Annotated in this window: 16 protein-coding genes and 1 tRNA gene; 7 read left to right on the forward strand and 10 right to left on the reverse strand. The window is 51.7% G+C overall.

Annotated features, from left to right (window positions below):
* Nucleotides 1-17: 17 nt before the first annotated feature.
* The 3 genes from pheP to LZP96_RS04675 form a co-directional block, all read right to left on the reverse strand.
* Nucleotides 18-1,412 carry a phenylalanine transporter gene (gene pheP, locus LZP96_RS04665; protein WP_258925708.1) on the reverse strand — a complete coding sequence of 465 codons (1,395 nt, stop codon included), beginning with the start codon at nucleotides 1,410-1,412 and terminating at the stop codon, nucleotides 18-20.
* A gap of 112 nt (nucleotides 1,413-1,524) precedes the next feature.
* Complete coding sequence (locus LZP96_RS04670; RefSeq protein ID WP_064328076.1) at nucleotides 1,525-3,711, reverse strand: TonB-dependent receptor; 2,187 nt, start codon at nucleotides 3,709-3,711, stop codon at nucleotides 1,525-1,527.
* Between the two features lie 52 nt (nucleotides 3,712-3,763).
* Nucleotides 3,764-4,843, reverse strand: coding sequence for a YncE family protein (locus tag LZP96_RS04675; protein WP_064325146.1), 1,080 nt, complete (start codon nucleotides 4,841-4,843; stop codon nucleotides 3,764-3,766).
* Nucleotides 4,844-5,374: 531 nt separating this feature from the next.
* On the opposite strand from LZP96_RS04675, the gene LZP96_RS04680 reads away from it, so the two are divergent.
* Nucleotides 5,375-6,058 (forward strand): SGNH/GDSL hydrolase family protein, encoded by a 684-nt coding sequence (locus tag LZP96_RS04680; RefSeq protein WP_064325145.1) that lies wholly within the window; start codon nucleotides 5,375-5,377, stop codon nucleotides 6,056-6,058.
* 250 nt (nucleotides 6,059-6,308) lie between these two features.
* Nucleotides 6,309-7,373, forward strand: a complete 1,065-nt coding sequence (locus LZP96_RS04685) for an acyltransferase family protein (protein ID WP_064325144.1) — start codon at nucleotides 6,309-6,311, stop codon at nucleotides 7,371-7,373.
* A gap of 367 nt (nucleotides 7,374-7,740) precedes the next feature.
* Here the strand turns inward: LZP96_RS04685 and LZP96_RS04690 are convergent.
* Nucleotides 7,741-7,817, reverse strand: a tRNA-Arg gene (locus LZP96_RS04690).
* Nucleotides 7,818-8,105: 288 nt separating this feature from the next.
* On the opposite strand from LZP96_RS04690, the gene LZP96_RS04695 reads away from it, so the two are divergent.
* From LZP96_RS04695 to fimZ, 3 genes are all read left to right on the forward strand, one after another.
* Entirely contained in the window at nucleotides 8,106-8,810 is a 705-nt protein-coding gene (locus LZP96_RS04695) for an EAL domain-containing protein (protein WP_064325143.1), read from the forward strand.
* A 25-nt stretch (nucleotides 8,811-8,835) separates the two neighbouring features.
* Complete coding sequence (locus tag LZP96_RS04700) at nucleotides 8,836-9,543, forward strand: helix-turn-helix domain-containing protein (protein WP_064325142.1); 708 nt, start codon at nucleotides 8,836-8,838, stop codon at nucleotides 9,541-9,543.
* Nucleotides 9,544-10,340: 797 nt separating this feature from the next.
* On the forward strand, nucleotides 10,341-10,973 hold the full coding sequence (fimZ, locus tag LZP96_RS04705; RefSeq protein WP_064325141.1) for a fimbria biosynthesis transcriptional regulator FimZ: 633 nt from the start codon (nucleotides 10,341-10,343) through the stop codon (nucleotides 10,971-10,973).
* 48 nt (nucleotides 10,974-11,021) lie between these two features.
* Here fimZ and sfmF read toward each other — a convergent pair whose 3' ends face one another.
* The 6 genes from sfmF to fimA all read right to left on the reverse strand — a co-directional run bounded on the left by sfmF (nucleotide 11,022) and on the right by fimA (nucleotide 17,047).
* On the reverse strand, nucleotides 11,022-11,534 hold the full coding sequence (gene sfmF / locus LZP96_RS04710) for a fimbria assembly protein (RefSeq protein WP_445297873.1): 513 nt from the start codon (nucleotides 11,532-11,534) through the stop codon (nucleotides 11,022-11,024).
* A 4-nt stretch (nucleotides 11,535-11,538) separates the two neighbouring features.
* Nucleotides 11,539-12,543: a type 1 fimbria D-mannose specific adhesin FimH gene (fimH, locus tag LZP96_RS04715; protein ID WP_064325139.1), complete on the reverse strand. Its 1,005-nt coding sequence runs from the start codon at nucleotides 12,541-12,543 to the stop codon at nucleotides 11,539-11,541.
* A 13-nt stretch (nucleotides 12,544-12,556) separates the two neighbouring features.
* Nucleotides 12,557-15,124, reverse strand: a complete 2,568-nt coding sequence (locus LZP96_RS04720) for a fimbrial biogenesis usher protein (RefSeq protein WP_064328075.1) — start codon at nucleotides 15,122-15,124, stop codon at nucleotides 12,557-12,559.
* A gap of 14 nt (nucleotides 15,125-15,138) precedes the next feature.
* Nucleotides 15,139-15,831: a type 1 fimbria chaperone FimC gene (gene fimC / locus LZP96_RS04725; protein ID WP_064325138.1), complete on the reverse strand. Its 693-nt coding sequence runs from the start codon at nucleotides 15,829-15,831 to the stop codon at nucleotides 15,139-15,141.
* A 43-nt stretch (nucleotides 15,832-15,874) separates the two neighbouring features.
* Nucleotides 15,875-16,420 carry a type 1 fimbrial protein subunit FimI gene (fimI, locus tag LZP96_RS04730; RefSeq protein ID WP_064325137.1) on the reverse strand — a complete coding sequence of 182 codons (546 nt, stop codon included), beginning with the start codon at nucleotides 16,418-16,420 and terminating at the stop codon, nucleotides 15,875-15,877.
* 66 nt (nucleotides 16,421-16,486) lie between these two features.
* Nucleotides 16,487-17,047, reverse strand: coding sequence for a type 1 fimbrial major subunit FimA (gene fimA, locus LZP96_RS04735; RefSeq protein WP_064325136.1), 561 nt, complete (start codon nucleotides 17,045-17,047; stop codon nucleotides 16,487-16,489).
* A 318-nt stretch (nucleotides 17,048-17,365) separates the two neighbouring features.
* Between fimA and folD the strand changes: the two genes are divergently transcribed.
* Both folD and ybcJ read left to right on the forward strand, forming a co-directional pair.
* Nucleotides 17,366-18,232, forward strand: a complete 867-nt coding sequence (folD, locus tag LZP96_RS04740) for a bifunctional methylenetetrahydrofolate dehydrogenase/methenyltetrahydrofolate cyclohydrolase FolD (protein WP_064325135.1) — start codon at nucleotides 17,366-17,368, stop codon at nucleotides 18,230-18,232.
* 1 nt (nucleotide 18,233) lies between these two features.
* Nucleotides 18,234-18,446, forward strand: coding sequence for a ribosome-associated protein YbcJ (ybcJ, locus tag LZP96_RS04745; protein ID WP_064325134.1), 213 nt, complete (start codon nucleotides 18,234-18,236; stop codon nucleotides 18,444-18,446).
* The last annotated feature ends 196 nt before the right edge of the window (nucleotides 18,447-18,642 follow it).

An 18,642-nucleotide genomic window follows, 5' to 3' on the forward strand; every position in this document is an offset into this window, starting at 1 on the left:
CGCTGCCGGGCGTAAGGCTACATGCCTTTTTTGCGAGAAAGCCTAAACGCCACAAACAGGAAGGCAACCCATACCGGCAGCAGCATTGCTGAAAGTCGCATGCCGTCCAGCGTACACATCAGCACCAGGATCATCCCCAGGAAGGCGATACAGAGATAGTTTCCCACCGGATAGAGCAGCGCCTTAAACTGAGTCTCGCGCCCTTTTCGACGCATCGCTGCGCGAAATTTCAGGTGCGCCAGGCAGATCATGACCCAGTTCAGCAGCAGCGTGGCAACCACCAGCGCCATCAGCAGGCCAAAGGCCTCTTTGGGCAGCAGATAGTTAATCAGCACCACCAGAGAGGTGATCCCGCCTGAGAGCAGCAGCGAATTTACCGGCACGCCGCGATGGCTGATGCGGGTTAAAAATTTCGGTGCATTGCCCTGAACAGAGAGGCCAAACAGCATGCGGCTGTTTGAATAGACGCCGCTGTTGTAGACCGACAAGGACGCCACCAGAATCACAAAGTTAAGCGCCGAGGCCACCAGATTGCTGTTCATATCATGGAAAATCATCACGAACGGGCTACTGTCGGATTTGACCTCCACCCAGGGGTAAAGCGCCAGCAAGACCACCAGCGAACCGATATAAAACAGCAGGATCCGGTACACCACCTGGTTAACGGCTTTCGGGATGCTTTTATGTGGATCGCGCGCTTCTGCGGCAGTGATCCCTATCAGCTCCAGCCCGCCAAAGGAGAACATGATCACCGCCAGTGACAGAATCAGCCCCTTCCATCCTGTCGCCAGGAAGCCGCCGTGTTTCCACAAATTATCGATACTGGCGCGTTCTCCGCCGTGCCCCGAAAACAGCAGCCACAGCCCAAAGCCGATCATGCCAATAATCGCCAGCACTTTGATCAGGGCAAACCAGAATTCGGTTTCGCCATACAGGCGCACGTTCACCAGGTTAACCGCGTTAATGATGATAAAGAAGGCAGCGGCCCAGATCCACGTAGGGACGTCGGGGAGCCAGTACTGCATGTAGATGCCCGCCGCAGTCAGCTCAGCCATGCCCACCAGCACAAACATCACCCAGTAGTTCCAGCCGGAGAGGAAGCCTGCAAAAGGGCCCCAGTATTTATAGGCAAAGTGCGCGAACGAGCCTGAGACCGGCTCTTCGACAACCATTTCGCCAAGCTGGCGCATGATTAAAAAGGCGATGACCCCGGCGATGCCGTAACCCAGCAGAACCGCCGGGCCAGCCATCTGAATGGCGGGGCCGATACCCAGGAAAAGCCCCGTACCGATAGCGCCGCCAAGGGCAATTAATTGAATATGTCGATTTTGCAAACCACGTTGCAGCGTCGGAATCTGTTCCGACGAAGCTTCAGAAACACCGGTGCCTGAAGCGGATGACGCGTCTTTCACGCCTTTCCCCTGTCTATTTATTGAGGGGCACCTTTTAACACTTCGGGTCAGCGGGAGCAAGTTTCAGGTCAGTTGAAGGCAAGGGGGCATCCCTGCCCCGGATACTAAGAAATCAGAACGCGTAGCTGGCCGACACTTTGAACGTGCGCGGCTCGCCCTGGAAGAGATAGGTTCCAGAGTCTTCAGTGCCCGCCCAGTAGTTTTCGTTGGTCACGTTTTCGATACCCGCGCGAAGCGTCATCTGATTCTGATCATGGTTGACCGCAAAGCGGTAGCGCACGCCCAGATCCAGCGTGGTGTAGCTGTCCAGCTTTTTGGTATTCGCCAGATTGGCATACTGCGAACCGGAGTGGTTTACGCGGGCGGTAGCCGTCAGCCCGTCGATTGGCTTGATGTCGTACTCAGCGCCTAACACGGCGTAGAAATTCGGCACACCAATCACATCGTTGCCCTGGTAAAGACCATTATTGGTTTTGGTCATTTCCGCCTGCAGCCAGGTTGCGCTGGCGTTAAGCCGCATCCCCAGCATCGGCTCGCCAAACAGGTTCAGCTCCACGCCACGGTTACGCTGCTCGGCGTCGAGTCCGTAGTGTTTGGTCACGCTGTCGAGGATTGCAGAAGGCATTTTGATTTCGAATAACGCCAGCGAGCCGCCCACACGGCCAAAATCAGCCTTCACCCCAACTTCGTTTTGCTTCGAGTGAACGATACCGGTGCTTTGCCCGTAGTTCGTCGCCGTATTGGGTGCGGTTTTGCCCGGCTGTAGCGCTTCGGTATGATTGGCGTACAGTGAAATTTCTTGCCACGGCTTGTATACCACGCCGTAGGTTGGCATCCAGCGACTGCCGTCGAAGCTGTCTCCTTCATTTTCCGCGCCGGTGATTTTGTCGTAACCGCGAATCACCACTTTTTGATGACGGGCGCCGACGGTAAACAGCAGTGAATCGTCCAGTACGCCGAGCGTGTCGCTCAATAGCCAGCCCTGGGTGCGGGTGCGCCCGCTGGTGAGAGGATCGCTATAGTTGCCGCCCTTACCATTTGAGTTGGTGCTGTCAGGCGCATCCACGCCGGTATTGTGATAGATATTGCTGATTGGGTTATCTGCCGCGGCCGACATCTTCCAGGCAATTTTTTCGTTTTTGCTCATCGCCGAATAGCCGACATTCACTTTATGGGAAACGAAGCCGGTGTCGAAGTTACCGCGAATGCCTGCCATACCGCTGACAGAATCGCTGATACGGTTAGTATCCAGACGCGTGGCGGTGTTTTTACCGCTCTTATCGACAAGTTTCGCCCCGCTGTAAAGCCCTTCTTCGTGTGCGTGCTGCGCGCCCAGGCCGGTGTAGGCAGTCCAGTTGTCGGTAATGTCATACTCGCTGCGCCACATCCCAAACTCATTTTCGATATTGCTGTAGGCCCATTTTTGCGAGTAGTTACGATCATTTTTGGGAGGCTCGGGGACAAAATCCACCCCGGAGATATTCACGCCGGTTTCGCTGCCGTGGAAACTTTTCTTCTGATAGCCCATATCCACGGAGGTGCGGAACTTATCGCCTTTATAGTCAAGTCCGGTTGAGAGAAGCGTGGTGCGGCGGCGGTCGTTATCCACGGGCGCCTCGCCTTCGCGATGTACCAGGTTAACGCGAGCGCCAAACTGGTCGCTGTCACCAAAACGACGCCCCGCATCCAGGGTCGTGCCAATCTGAGAGTTTGAAGTGTAATCGACGCCGACTTTCGCCTGCGGGAGGTCTCCGGCATGTTTGGGTTCCAGGTTGATCATCCCACCCACGGCAGAAGTCGCGGCGCCGTTCATCAGGGCGTTAGCCCCTTTAAAAATCTCGATACGCTCAACCATCTGGGCGTCGACAACCTGGCGCGGTAAGACACCCGACAAGCCGCCAAAAGTCATATCGTCGCCGTCGAATTTCAGGCCGCGAATACGGTAGCTTTCCGCGTTATTGCCAAAGCCCTGAACCGATTGCACGCCCGCATCATTTGCCACCACATCCCCAATCGTATGGGCCTGTTGATCCTCTACCAGCTTTGAGGTGTAGCTAATAATATTAAAGGGCACGTCCATCGCGCTCTGTTGGCCCAGCATGCCCATGCGTCCGCCGTTGGCGACCTGACCGTCCAGGAAGGCCGGAACAAGCCGATCGCCGCCAGGTTTAAACGCATCAGCCGGTGCCGTTTGCACGACAATGGTCTCTTCTTTGGGAGCTTCCGCCGCCTGAGCGGCATGCATAACCGTGCCGATAGCTATCGCCAGCAGCGTTTTATTCATTCTGGTGTTTTTCATAATTAACTCGTTCATCACGCGCAAAATGGCCCGTTACCGGGCCGGGTCATTTTTATTTGAGAGAAATTCTGACAACGCTGTCCGGCCCGTTCGTGGAGTGGTCTTTATTAAAGGCCTGTTTCACGGTGACGTAGAGCGTCTGACCATCATCCGACAGCAGCAGACTGTTGGGGTTAGGCGGGAGATCCCAACGTTGCTTAACCGCCCAGGTGGTCGCATCCAGACTCAGCAGTTTTCCGCTTTCACGCTGGGTGATATAGAGTTCATGGCGTTTGGGGTTGAATTTCACCGCCAGAGAATCACCTACGTCGAGTTGCTTAATAATTTCGCCCGTGCGGATGTCGAGGACCAGCGTAGTTTTGGCTTTGGAGTTGTCCGTCACGAACAAACGGCCCGTGGCGCTGTCTTCGGCCATATTCAGCAGCAGTGCTGGTTTATCGCCCAGAGGCTTCCAGCGTTTTTCGATACGGTTGGTGCGTGGATTAACGATCAGGATCTCCCCGCCGCCGTTGGCTACATAGATGCGCCCGGTCTGCTCAGACCACATTAGCCCGGTCACCCACTGACCCGCATTCTTAATGGTTTTTTTCAACTTCAGCGTTTGGGCATCTACCACCCAGATGACCGCAGGATCCGCGACTCCGCCGATATACAGTAACCCATCATGGAGCAAGACCTGACGCGCGCCGTAGGGATAACCCTCTTTGTTGCGCTCGGTGAACAGCAGACGATGTTTGACTTTACCGTCTGCGGTATTAAGGGCAGTGATGCCGCCGTCCAGGGAGTTCGTCGCATAGAGGGTGCTGCCATCAGGGGAGATTGCCAGCGCAAAGTTTTTCAAATCGGTATGGCTTCGGCCAAGGGTTTTCAGGGTGGTCGGATCGAGTTTATAGATAACCCCGCCCTGCACATCTTTGAACCCTTCCGCGCTGGCGACATAAAGCGCATCACCTTTCGGGCTTAACACCATTTCATAAAGCCCATCCGCCAGATCGCGCTTCACCACGCCCGTTTCCGCCGGCGCGGCAACCTTTTGGGCAGATTCAGGTGCAACGGGAGTCGCGTTTTGAGCCGCACAGCCCGAAAGAGAGGCAGCGACCAGCAGTGCCAGCGCGGACAATTTTTTTGTCATCAGGAACATCCTTTACCGTTTTAAAGAGAAGTCAGGCGGGGTCTGCGTCGCATGCGTTTGTGCGATATGTTTTGTCGACAGGCGGTGAGGCCAGTGCAGAATCCACCGTAAACACTCAGGGTTCCGTGTGAGAACTGCGCTCACTTTATGCGGGAGATGTCCCTCTGCGCCCACAAACACCAAAGAGAATGAGAACTATACGCATTATCTTTCTGTAATCAAGCGTAAACCGTAGCGGGATAGAGCGTCATTGTGCGAATGGTGAGTGAGGTACAACTTTGTGCTCTTTTAAAAATAAAATGCAGAATGAGATTGGACTTAAGAGACTTTAACGCTGTACGCCTTTGATATGATGCAAAAGTAAGACTGATTATCAAGGCTTGCAGTTCGGTGCATTCAGATACCAGTTGCCTCGCACAGACGCACAAAAGTCACTGTGCGTACCTACAAAACTCTAAAAAGTCAGAATTATCAAGGGTCCGATAGCTTCCCCAAAGTGGTAAAATCCCTTAGTAACAATAAGGAGTTGATGTGAAGACTATTTTTTTAATGCTAGCACTATCGCCTTTTCTGGCGCAGGCCGAGTCAATATATAAAACTGATGAAAGTCCCATGAGTTTTTATGGAATTACTAATCAAATCAATAAAATGCGCCTTTCGCAAGCGTCTCATGAAAGTTATCTTTTCTTTGGGGACTCAATTATACAGGCGCTGAAACAGGATAAGCTGCATGTCGAGTACGTCAACCTGGGTATTGCGGGAGACACCGTTCATGGCGTTTTCAAACGTATAAAAGAAACACCAATTGAAAAGTACAACGGCGTGTTGGTATCAGTGGGTGCGAACAATTTCATGCAGGGCGAGTCAGGTGAGGCGCTTGGAGGGGAGATTGCAGCCGTGATCGAATATGCTGCGCCGCGCGCGAAGCAACTCTTTGTTATGGAAACGTTTGTACCAAATCGGGTCAAGTACCCCTTTGTCGCGGCTGATTTTCCTTCCGCCAATGCCAGAATCCATACGACATGCTCCCAGTTCAAAAACTGTCATGTCATACCTTTACCTAAGAATATGATAAATAAGGATGGCATAAAGTTAAAATATACTCATTCCGATGGGGTGCATCCAAACGCTTTAGGTTTTACCTTGTGGAAAAGGGAGATCAACAAAAAAATGGCCGTCTTCCCTTACGATCTTTACTACCGGGTACGTTATTGACTTAATCAAGAATTTTCATCCCGAAATTCACTGTGAAAAACTGTTCGGAAAATAAGCAATTTTTAAAGTGACATTCGAGGCGGCAAAGGAGTCACTTTACACCTCACGGTTATCACCCTCGGTGCTACATCCTGCGTCGCCCCTGCCAAATCGACACCCTTCGACCGACTATTGTTCTGACTGCTTGATCAACAGCATCATGCTGTTATGATTGGAGGATACTTAAAATTAATTTCACTGGTTGATTTATATGCAGGAAAGATTCCACAGCATCCAGTACTTGAGGGGTATTGCCGCACTAATGGTAGTGTTCACCCACCTCAAGGAGAATTTGAATGGTGCATTTGGCATAACTGATATTGGTTCCAAATTATTTTCGCACGGAATATTCGGTGTTGATTTATTCTTTATAATAAGTGGATTTATAATTCATCAGTCAACACTTAAAAAAGAACATAGCAAACCTTTAACCTTTATTATTAGGAGGATATTCCGAATTTACCCGGTATTTATATTTTGCGTTTTCACTTTTATTGCTATAGCTCCTGGTATACCACAACCTGTTGATTTAGCCAAAGGATTAATGTTTATTCCTTTAAACTTTGATTCTGCAGCCCCCTTTTATGGATATAACTTTCTTTATCCAGCATGGACACTTACATACGAACTTCTTTTTTATTCTATTTTTGTGCTAGCAATCAGTATTTGCCATGAAAAAAGAGGTTTGATTGCTTCACTGATAATACTCACATGCGTAATTTTCCTTCAGCTTATTTCTAATAATACTGTTAGTTTTGAACTACCCCTGACGTTAGCTTTCACTCAAGGTCTGTTTAAACTGTTAGCATCACCTATGCTTATAGAATTCATCTATGGGATTATTATTTCGGCTGTGATAAGCAGAGTAAACTTTAAACGCTCAACCTATATATCGTTATCAATTCTATCGTTTATCATTTTTATTTCCCTCTTCGAATGTGGAGTATCAAATTTTCACGGCCCATCCAGCTATGGGTTTGCTGCCATCGCAGTTACGATAGCTGGATTAACTCTGGAAAGGTCAGGCGTTCTGCCAAAAATTGGAATACTTGATAGGCTTGGAGATATTTCCTACTCCCTTTACTTGTCTCATATAATTATTTTCTTTGCGATAAAGTACTATATCACCACTCCATTTAATATTAATACCGAAGGGAGTTTAACCTACTTCCTTTTAGCAACGGGTGTAGCGCTTATCATCTCGAATCTCATATTTCGATACATTGAAATTACCTTCATCCGACTTGGTAAATCAGTCACAAGGCGTGTCGGATAATTAAGAGGTGGCGCTTTGCGCCACCTAAACCAGGTAAGCTTCACATTTAATTTTTCATACTTCCAATCACGACCCTTTTTTGCGCCACGTTGCAATTAACAGATATTTTCACTAAAGCCTGAGGGCAGAAAGTCAGCCAAGAGATTACGTCCCCAGTTCGAGCTTTATCGGAAGTTCTGATCAATGTCATCAGACATGAAAAATTAATATCCTGGAAAAGCAATATAAAAGCATGCCATTTTACCTTGCTGAATCCGAAGCAACGTCAGAACATGCGAAGCTAACTGACTCGATTTTAGAGGTAATGTACAAGCTATATCCTAATCGGAAAAAATCAGACGATGAGAAGGAGGCGCAAGTAGCTGAATGGTACGCCCTGTAGGATTCGAACCTACGACCTACGGCTTAGAAGGCCGTTGCTCTATCCAACTGAGCTAAGGGCGCACGGAGAAGAGTGCGATACAACGTGGTGAAACGCGTGGAATTATACGGTCAATGGCAAGTGAGTCAATGCCTTTTGGCGTGTTTGCCTGTCTTCTCTCCGCCTGGGTCTGGAGGCCGCTGAGATATGCCCATTTTTTCGCCATTTCGCCTTATTTTCCGTCGCATCAGCCCTATACGAAAAAGCCTGGCAGACATTAAGTAACGCCCTGTATTTTCCCCTCGTCATCGCCTTCACAATGAAGAACGGTATCCCGGCGCCCAGGAGGCCGGTAATGACAGGATTGTGGTGTGAGCGCGTTGAACCCTTGTTTGCTTTCAGATCCGCTGGAATGGCGGCGTGTGGCGCGTGACGTCGTTGGTTTAAAACTGGAACCCATCGTCGCGCTGCCCACCTCCCGCATCGTCGGTCTGGAGGTCCTCAGCGTGCTCGCCACCCCCGATCAAAGTGAACGCTATTTTCACCAGCAGTCAGCTGAAGAGTCGCTGGCATTACTGCAGGCCCAGCTTGCCACGTTAAAAAATCGTCTTCCGGACGCCAATCTTTTTATCAATCTGCCGATAACCTTATTAACAGAGACGGAATTATTTCGCCGGGTGTTACCGTTGCTCAGCCCTGGCATCAATATCGAGATTGTCGATCCGGACACCTTTTTTTCTTTGCCCGCTGCGTCGTATCACCGTGTCGTTCAACGCCTGCACTTGCTTGACCGGCGTCACTGTCGCATCTGGCTTGATGATATTGATGAAACGCAAATTCAGCGATTCTTACGCAGCCGTTTAACCTTAAGCGGGATCAAAATCGATAAGATAGCATTCTGGCGACTAAGGGCGACTCCGGCATTAAAAGAACTGGTGAGCCTTTGCGCACACGTTGCCGAAAATGTGCTTATCGAAGGCATTGAATCAAACCGGGATCGTGAGTGCGCGCTGAAAGCAGGAGCGGGATTCGGTCAGGGATATTACTGGCCATCCGTTGGCTGGCCGCGAGAGTAAAGGACAGCCGCCTGAGAGGGACGTTATGCGCATGACCGTACGCCGTTATCGGCGTCGCCGAACGGGAAGTGATTCGTTGGGATTCGCGCAATCACGCTTTAGCGCGCCTTTTTTTGATCGTCTTGTCCATCTGAGCCAGTCCATCAATCAAATGCGTAAGCCCGACGTGCCCTTCATGATTCTGGTTTCGCACGATCGTTTTCTCTGCACCGGATTCCAGCATAGCCCCTCCCCTTTAAGCCATTGCTGCAACTATGACACGCTTGAAAACGCCATCAGTGCGGTTCAACTCTGGCCTTCTGCGCGGCTTGTCGTGGACATTGAAAGCCGAATCTCCCCTCTTACGGATCTGCTCGATCCGCTGCGCAGATTGGCCCTTTATCCCCCCTACACGCCCGTGAATCTGCTGGTGCGGGCAGATGATTATGATGGTCGCCTTTTTTGCAAAGCGGCGGGTCCCTTTAATGTCATTGAGCGCCAGCTCCCAAGTGCGCAGCTGCAACACACGCTGACCAACCTCGCTGTCCCCGTCTCCCTGCGTGGCGAGTGGTTTTCGCGTGAGGAGTGGGCCATCCTGCGAAACTTATCCTCCGGTGAATCCTTGCGGCATATTGCGTTGCTGCGGGGTCTGCCCTACAGCAGAATCGTGTATCGCGTGGGTCGAATTCTGGCAAAACTGGGTTTACATCATCGCCAGGAACTGCTGCATCTTCTTAATCGCCTCTCTGAATAGACTCCCGGAACCTCTGCTAACCCCTTAATTCCTAAATAACTTTAGGAAATTACTTATCAAATTAAGTTAATTTAATGTTATTATTTAACATTATAAAAACAATTATAACTATTCCTAATTTTCTTCTTCAGGCAACGTTAAATTCTGAGGAATGAGTGAGATAAAGCATTTCTGTCCACTGTTTATGAATGAATCGTTTCGGTTAATTTTGTAATAGTGATGTAAAAACAATCAACTTGGTGAATAAGTGCCACCTCCAGGAACGGGCATCCAGCAGATCCTGCTTTTTGATATGGCCGCCTGGTATAAGATGAGGGAGCGCTTTCAAATGAAGGCGTCACGCGGACAAACAGGGAATCTGGACCCTTTTCGGGCACCTGATAAAAGAAGAAATCATGACGCTTGAGTTAACAAACCATTAACAATTGGAGATATATATTATTTTTTGTCATTACATCAACATGTTGCGTTGGACTAATGAAGATAAAGAGATATTTAGACCATTTTTAAAATATTCGCTTTGTTTCTCCAGAACATCATATTAGGCAAGGGTATTAAGATAATTTACAGGCTTTTCGGAGAAAACTTACACGGTATAATAAGCCAAATTCCAGAGATGAATCGGAAATACCGTTTAGTTACCTTTACAAGCTATGTTCACCCACAGCGCTGAGGCAGTATTTTCGTTATTACGTAAACAAGGATGCTTTCGCTTTTTCCAGGGAAATACCCCACCACCAGGGGTTGCTTAAATATCCTTCCGGCTTACCAGCGCTTTAACAATCTGAGGCATAAAAATGAAACCGGCATCCGTAATCATTATGGACGAACATCCTATCGTCAGAATGTCGATAGAAGTCCTGCTACAGAAAAATAAAAATATCGAGATTAAACTCAAGTCTGGCGACTGCCACGAAACCCTCGATTACATCCGTAATCACCCCGTCGACCTGGTGATACTGGACATCGAACTCCCTGGCACGGACGGTTTTTCTTTACTCAAGAGAATCAAAAACATAGATGAAAAAATAAAGGTTCTGTTTTTATCATCTAAATCGGAGTCATTCTATGCAGGAAGGGCAATTCGGGCTGGCGCGAACGGCTTTGTCAGTAAACGTAAGGATCTGAATGATATCTATAACGCGGTGGAAATGTTGCTTTCTGGATATTCTTTCTTTCCATCTGACACGCTGAATTTTATTTATAACGCTACGCATCAACGTGGGCATTCATCGGAAACGCCTTTATCCAACCGGGAAGTGACGGTTCTCCGTTATCTCGCCAATGGATTATCTAACAAAGAAATTGCAGAACAATTATTACTGAGTAACAAAACAATTAGTGCGCATAAATCGAATATCTATACGAAATTAGGTGTTCAGACTATTGTTGAACTCATTGATTACGCTAAAGCACACGAACTGCTTTAACTGATGCGGCTTCCTGCCCCGGCCCGGGCGACAGGAAGTCGCTGCGCATTAATTATAATTAATCATAAAGGTGGCATCGGCATCCGCTCGCCCAGGCTGCGGGTTATCTGCCGTGGCAATGTAATTAGCGTAGAACGCTAACACCGCATTTCCCTGAGCATCAATCGCGACGTTCCGACTGGCCTGCTGCAGGGGGAGACGGGTTTTGTCGCTGTCGCGGATTTCCACCGCCACGCGGCTGGCCTGGCTGGCATCATTCAGCGCCAGGAGTTCGCTATCCTGAGCATCCGCTTTGCCGGAAAAGGTGATCGAGGCTGCGCCTGGGGGGCAGCCTGTCAGTTTCAGCGTAAAGGGCATCGCCTGCGTACGGTTACCGGTCTTGCTCAACTGCTTCGTTGGCCAGGTTCCCAGCGTCACCGATTTATTACTGTCATTACCTTCTGCGACACAGGTGAAGTCCACTACAGTGCCGTACAGCTTGATATTAACCTGCCCCAGCGAGCTGTTCGCCTGCGTCGCGCTACTTGCGACCAAGAGGGCCAGCGTCAGTGTTCGTCGCATCACGTTATTCATAATCCACCCGCAAATAGCCGACCGAGGTAAATTTGCCTTCCGCCGGTTTTTTTCCGGTAATACTTACCGGCCAGGCGCTGATCCCCACCTGCGCCGAGGCATTATCATCCAGGCGAAACGGTATCTTGCTGGAGAGGTTGTTCGGCGTCAGCGGCGTACCCTCCTGCGTGGCGACGACAAAACCCAGATCGGGATTATCGGAAACCAGCGCATTGCCTGAAACCCTGTCCGCCTCAATACGCATCGTCAGGTAGGCATTGGCCTCAACGTTGGTACATTTAATGGCGATGGTTTTGGTCTGCGGCGCGATTTTTTGCGGCCGGTTCCCTGCCCCGGCTTCGCTAAACAGCGACGCCCCCATTTCGCGAAAATCAAACTCAACGATAGATCCCGCATTAAGCGTACAGCTTTGCGGCACCTGAATCGTTCCGCTGTAGCTGATGGTATAGACGGGCGTGCTCAGGGGATCGCCTTTTTGCGTGGTGACATACACCCTGAACATCGTTTGTCGGGGGATCACCACCAGGTTGATAAAGCGACGGGTGACCTTCAGCCGGAACACCAGCTTCGAATCCGTCACCGGAAATGATTTCTGATTCGGCACGTTGGGATGTTGTCCCATCTGGATTTCTTTCGCAGGCGGGTAGAAGGTGCCGGCGAAGTCATCGTGGATCTGCATGGCGCCATCGAGATAATCATTCAGTTTGACGTACTGAAACCGGTCCTCCACGCTGGTGATCGGCAGATCGGTGACATAGCTTCGCAGGGTCGATTTGCCCGTGGTGCCCTTCGGGCAAATGGCGTACACCCCCACCAGCCCGGATTTTTGCGCCAGGGTGATAATTTGCCCGGGCTTATTGTTGGAGCTGTTAAACACATCGGAAAGATCGTACGCGATATCTTTTGCCGCCCCGTTGGCGTTCTGGCACACGGTGGCCGAGGCGGGCAATGCGCTGATAAAAACCAGAGCGCCCAGAAAAGCGCGAATAAGAGTCATGATTCGTATCCTGTTATGACGCACAGTTGGCCTCCGCCAGCGTAATGGCTTTGTCGAGACTGTCCGCAGGCAGGGTGTAGTGTGCGCGGCACTGGGATTGCGCGCCATTGCCCCACTGGATGAGCAAGTCCCCTGAAAGCGGTAATCCGCTGAGATAAATTTGCCCGTCGTCGCCCACCATACTGGTGACGCCGCTTTGCGTTTCCCGCACCACCGCGCCAAACGGCACCGGCTGGCCCGCTCGCCTCACCGTAATCAGCGCCCGCACGCCGATACGCGTATCAAAACTGGCGCGTACCAGCGCCCCTTTGGTGGGCACGACGCTGCTGACGTTATTCTCGATATCGGTGTTGTTGCTCATGGTGTTGGTATTGAGCGCCACGCGGTTATAGCGATACACCGTGGCGTAAGGCATCACGGCATAGCCGCGCCAGTCGGTTTTCACGCCGGTCTGGTTTTCAACGCTGACGCCCGAGGCGCCCGGCGCTTGAATCAGTACGTTGGTATCCCCCAGCGGCTGGCTCAGCGTAACGCCATTCGCATGGCCTACCACGCCGCCCGAAAGCTGCCAGTTAAGATCGTGCCGATCGCCAGCATAGTTGTACCCTACGCCAAGAGTGCCGTAAGTCGCCTGCCAGTTGGCGCTGGCGCTTCCGCTGGTTCCGTTACTGCTGGAGTGCCCCTGGGTCACGCTATAGTTAAGATTGCGGTCTTCAAGCAGTGTGCCGCTCACCCCGGTCTGCCAGCTGTTTTCTCCCTCGCTGTTGCGGCTGGCCGAAGCGGTGGCATACGCCCTGTCGATCGCGCTGTCGCGGCGAGAGCCGTTGCCGGTAAACAGGCTGAACGGGACAGAGACATTGAAAGAGGCGATTTTGTCGGTGCCGCCGATCCCCACCGCCTGGTTCCATGACCAGGAGACGGAGTAACTCACCCCTTTCATTCCGCCGGCATAGCCCAGCTGATACCAGATATTGGAGTCGCTGGTGCCCCAGTAGGTTTGTTCGCTACCCGAGACATACACCGAGCCATAGTCGCCTAAAGATTGAGAGATATTGACCTGGAAGCGCCCCTTTTTATTCCACGTCAGGTTGTGATAGCTCTGCACATCCGGAACGCCGTTTTCGTCCTTGCTGTCGCCATACTGGTAACCTTCCATCGTTCTCCACGCGACGTCGTCCAGGGTGTAGAACCCTTTGGTGGAGTAGCGATACCCCAGTAGCTGGAAGTTGGTGCCGAAGCCGTTCAGCGATTTGGCGTACAGGAATCGCAAAGATTGACCTTCATGGCGGCTGTCATCGGCCAGCTGGCTTCGGGCATGGGTGAAATCGAGCGATACCGCCCCCCAGTCCCCCAGGTTTTTACCCGCGCCAACGGCCATCGCGGTATAGCGCGAGGCAAGCTGCGTGCCGCCATATACGGTGTAACCGTCGGTCAACCCCGCAATCAAGGTGCCCTGCGTGAAGAATGGCGTGTCCTGATTGCTGTTACCGCTGCGGTAATCCCCGACGACCAGATCGTATTTCAGCCGTCCTTCGCGCTGTAACAGCGGAACGGTGGAGTAAGGCACCGAATAGCGCTGCTGGCTGCCGTCTTTCTCTTCAACGGTCACGTCCAAATCACCGCTCGATGAGGTGGGGTTAAGATCGGTAATGGCGAATGCCCCCGCCTGGACATAGCTTTGATAAATAACGTAGCCATTCTGACGAATAACCACTTTGGCAGGGGTGCGCGCGATGCCGCGCACGGTTGGCGCGTAGCCTTGCATGCTGTCCGGGTACATATTGTCGGAGGAGTAGAGCCGTCCTCCGCGAAAGCCGACGCTGTCGAACACGTCGCTGCCCGTATTGCTGTCACCTAACACCAGCTCGCTTTTCAACGGAATGACGGTGCGTTCAGCCCAGGTGCCGATGTTCTGCCACTCATTGTGACGCTCGCCGTTACTGCTCGTATAGCGCCATGCGCCGTTGTTGCGTAGCCGCCACGCGCCGTAATTCAGCCCGCTTTGCAGGTTAAGATAATAACTGTCGTCATCGCTGCCCCTGTTGCCGCTGAAGCTGTAGTTCAGCAAGGCCGCAGGTATCCCTTCATCCCACTGTTCAGGTGGAATATAGCCCCGCGCGCTGTTCTGCATCGCCACCTGCGGCAGGTTGATGTCCAGCCGCAGGGCGGCAAAGTTAAAGGCAATCACGCTGCCAGGAATGACCGTTGCCAGAGGGATACAGGTTTCGCCGCTGACCTGAATCAGGTCCGGAAAGGCGGCGATATTGACGCCAAAACGCTCCAGCATGGCGCGGGTAATGCAAGGTGAAAGCCCACCCGATACGGAGGAGGTGCTCTCCTCCGCCGTCCCGAAGCGGACATCCTGCGTGCCGATAAACTCGTCGTTGCGCCAGAGATCCACCCGATAAATACCGGGGGCCTGCTGGTGCCCTTTTTCAAAGTGAGAGAGATCCGCGACCTTTGCGGCATCATCAGACAGAAATGCGGGGTTAAAGTAGCTTTCACTCCACCCCACCTGCGGCCAGAGCGCCGTCATCAACGCCAGCGCGACCGGGCCATAACGCCCTCGCTGAATATGCATCATGCTGACCCGACTCACAGATTCACGTTACGCGCCGGCGTAATAGCGCCGTAATCGTTGACGCTTTGCCAGGAGAGCACGCCGCTGGTGCCCGCGGGGATGGCCTGCTGAGCCGCGTTTTTCGGGGCGATCATCAGATTGTCCAGCTTCTGGCCGCCCAGCTGCAGATTGACCAGCGTGACGTAATACGGGGAGGCATTGCTGACTTTAAGGTGGTTACCCGTCCGCTCAAATCGCAGGTGCGACAGGGCCTCTTCCGGCTGCATGGCCAGATTCGCGGGCCGCACAAAGAGCTTGATTCGGGACAGAATCGCCAGTTGCAGGACGTTTTTACCTTCCATACTGGCTTTATCGACCGACGGGATGGCCTTCACGTTCATAAAAAAGAGTGATTCCCGATCGGCAGGAAGCGCGGGGCCGGCGTAAATGATACGTAAGGTGTTTTCGCTGTCCGGCTCGCTGACAAACAACGGCGGCGTCACGGCAAAGGTTTTTTCTTTTTGCCCACGATCGTTTTCAACCCATGCGTTAATTAAATAACGTTCCTGCTTATTGCTATTGGTAATAGCAAGCGATGTCTGTTTGGCATCCGCCGGGTAAATAACGCGGGTTGCCCCGAGTGCAATGCCACCGGATGCTTTTGCCGGTAACGCGATCATCATAAAAATAAGTGAAACAATCAGTCCTGGTTTAAAGAGTGAGTTCATCACAACATTACCTTTTATTATCGATTCGCAGGTGCGTACGTTGTTATGGATAAATCAACGTAAACCAGACATCCGACTGAATATTGCCTGGTACAAGGTGTTCGGAAATAGCCCGGTAACGGGCACTAAAGTGAAACGCTAATTCACGCTCATCCATCTGCAATTCACTGATGGCGGGGGCGTTGGGGATAACCTGCCGCTGTTGCGGATCAAATATCGCCAGCCCTACGCCGCTGCTTATTGGGCTTTCACCGGGTCGGGAGGTGGCCAGAAAAACCTGTGGATCTTCGACAGGTGTGGCCCCTTCAAACATCACGCCAACCGTGCCTGAAACATCGGTACTGCAATCCACCAGCCGCAGCGTGAAAGGCACATTGACCGTCGAAAAGCTGCCCACGCCAGAAAAGGCATTCGTGCGGTACTGCCCCATTTCAATACGCATATTTTGGCTTTCAGGGGCAACGGCGCAGCCGCCGTTAACCAGCTCGCCTTTCAGATGGACCTGGCCGCCATCCACAATCACGCTGTGCGCGATGACGGGCTTTACAACGGCAAGCATCATGAGAAAAATCATCCCTTTGCTGGTCATCCATCCTCCTCGCTTCGCCTGAAAAAGGCCTCTTCCGTGAGACCAGACTCCTCCCTGATACAAGGCTTATTCGTATTTCATCACGAAGGTTGCGTCTGCGTTTGCCTGGCCTGGCGCAGTGGTGGCTGCTGTGGCTTTGTAGCGGGCAGTGAAGTTAAGGGTGTTGGTGCCCTCGATCAGCGCTTTGGTTGCAGAGAAGGTCGCACCATCAGGCGTCAGGGTCGCGGACTTGCTGTCCAGGATTTCGATACCCACGCCTTTGGCGGTGTTATCATTGCTGCCTGAGGTAACGGCCAGCAGGGTTTTATCGGTGGCGTCGATCTGGCCGGTGAACGCAACAGAAGCGGTGGTGGCCACCAGAGGATCGCAATCATTCAGTTCGATAGTGAACGGAATATTGGAGGTGGTGTCTCCTACTTTGGTAAATTTCGCCGTACGATACTGGCCTAAATTAACCGTCTGGTTAGAAGATTCAGTATTCACTGAGCAGGCGGCGTTAACTAATTCACCTTTAAAATGCACACTGCCACCGTTTACAGAAACCGGCGTAGGATCTTCAGCCTGTGCAGCACCCGCGACCAGGGCCAGGGAAGCAATAACGATAGAAGCAATATTGCTGATTTTCATGTCTATTCCTTTAAAATGTAAAATACCCTTCCCGACAATATCGGGAATAAGAGTGACGAACGATGGCCTAATTCAAGGCTTATTTCGGAGAGGCTAAAGTAGCGCAGGATGTTATTTTTAAATATGTCAAAACACTGTTAATCGTCCAGGTCGCATCCTAATTACGCCTAAGAATATGCCACATGAAACCCAGGGTTTTTAACGCGGGTTCGCGGTACGCCGTCGAAATCTCGCAATGGGTGACTGACAGCAGCCCTCGCTTCTGACAAAATATAGGCAATCCCCCTTTCAAACGTTACAGACGGAATCTTCTCTCTGATGGCAGCAAAAATTATTGACGGTAAAACGATTGCGCAGCAGGTGCGCTCTGAGGTCGCGGAAAAAGTGAAGGCCCGTACAGCGGCCGGAAAACGCGCCCCGGGGTTAGCCGTAGTGCTGGTAGGCAGTAACCCGGCCTCGCAGATTTATGTCGGCAGCAAGCGCAAAGCGTGTGAAGAAGTGGGGTTTATCTCCCGCTCTTACGATTTGCCAGAAACCACCAGCGAAGCAGAGCTGCTGGAACTGATCGACACCCTGAATGCCGACGAAGTGATTGACGGCATTCTGGTGCAATTGCCTTTGCCTGCTGGCATCGACAACGTGAAGGTACTGGAGCGTATTGCCCCCGATAAAGACGTTGACGGTTTCCATCCGTATAATGTGGGCCGTTTATGCCAGCGCGCCCCCCGCCTGCGTCCCTGTACCCCACGTGGTATTGTGACCCTGCTGGAGCGCTACAACATCGACACGTACGGCCTCAACGCAGTAGTCATTGGCGCCTCCAACATTGTTGGCCGCCCAATGAGCATGGAGCTGTTGCTGGCAGGCTGTACCACCACCGTTACGCACCGCTTTACTAAAAATTTGCGCCAGCACGTCGAGAATGCCGATCTGCTGATCGTCGCTGTCGGCAAGCCAGGCTTTATCCCGGGTGAGTGGATTAAAGAGGGCGCGATCGTGGTGGACGTAGGCATTAACCGTCTGGAAAACGGCAAAGTGGTGGGTGATGTGGTGTACGAAGACGCCGCAGCGCGTGCGTCTTATATCACCCCCGTACCGGGCGGCGTCGGTCCTATGACCGTTGCAACCCTGATTCAGAATACCTATCAGGCATGCGTCGAATACCACGATGCAGAGGAAGCATAAGATGGACACATTTTCATTAGGTAAACACCCGCACGTCGAGCTGTGCGATCTGCTTAAACTGGAAGGCTGGAGCGAAAGCGGCGCGCAGGCGAAGATCGTCATCGCTGATGGCCTGGTCAAAGTCGATGGCGCGATCGAAACCCGCAAGCGCTGCAAAATTGTTGCCGGACAGACCGTGACCTTCCAGGGTCATAGCATTACCGTTACTGCCTGAGCCGACTGCGCTCTCACCCTCTCCCACCGGGAGAGGGCTTCCCAATCCCCCACAACCATCACGGTTAATTATCGATCAACTTCAAATAATCACTATTTCGTTTGTTGAAATGTGAAAATAACGTTGCACGTTTTTCAGACTTTCCTCACGATAAGTAGAACGTTCTACTAAAACGTTCTACTTACAATAACAGCGC

It is taken from the genome of Huaxiibacter chinensis (assembly GCF_022171985.1).
Classification (GTDB): domain Bacteria; phylum Pseudomonadota; class Gammaproteobacteria; order Enterobacterales; family Enterobacteriaceae; genus Enterobacter; species Enterobacter chinensis_A.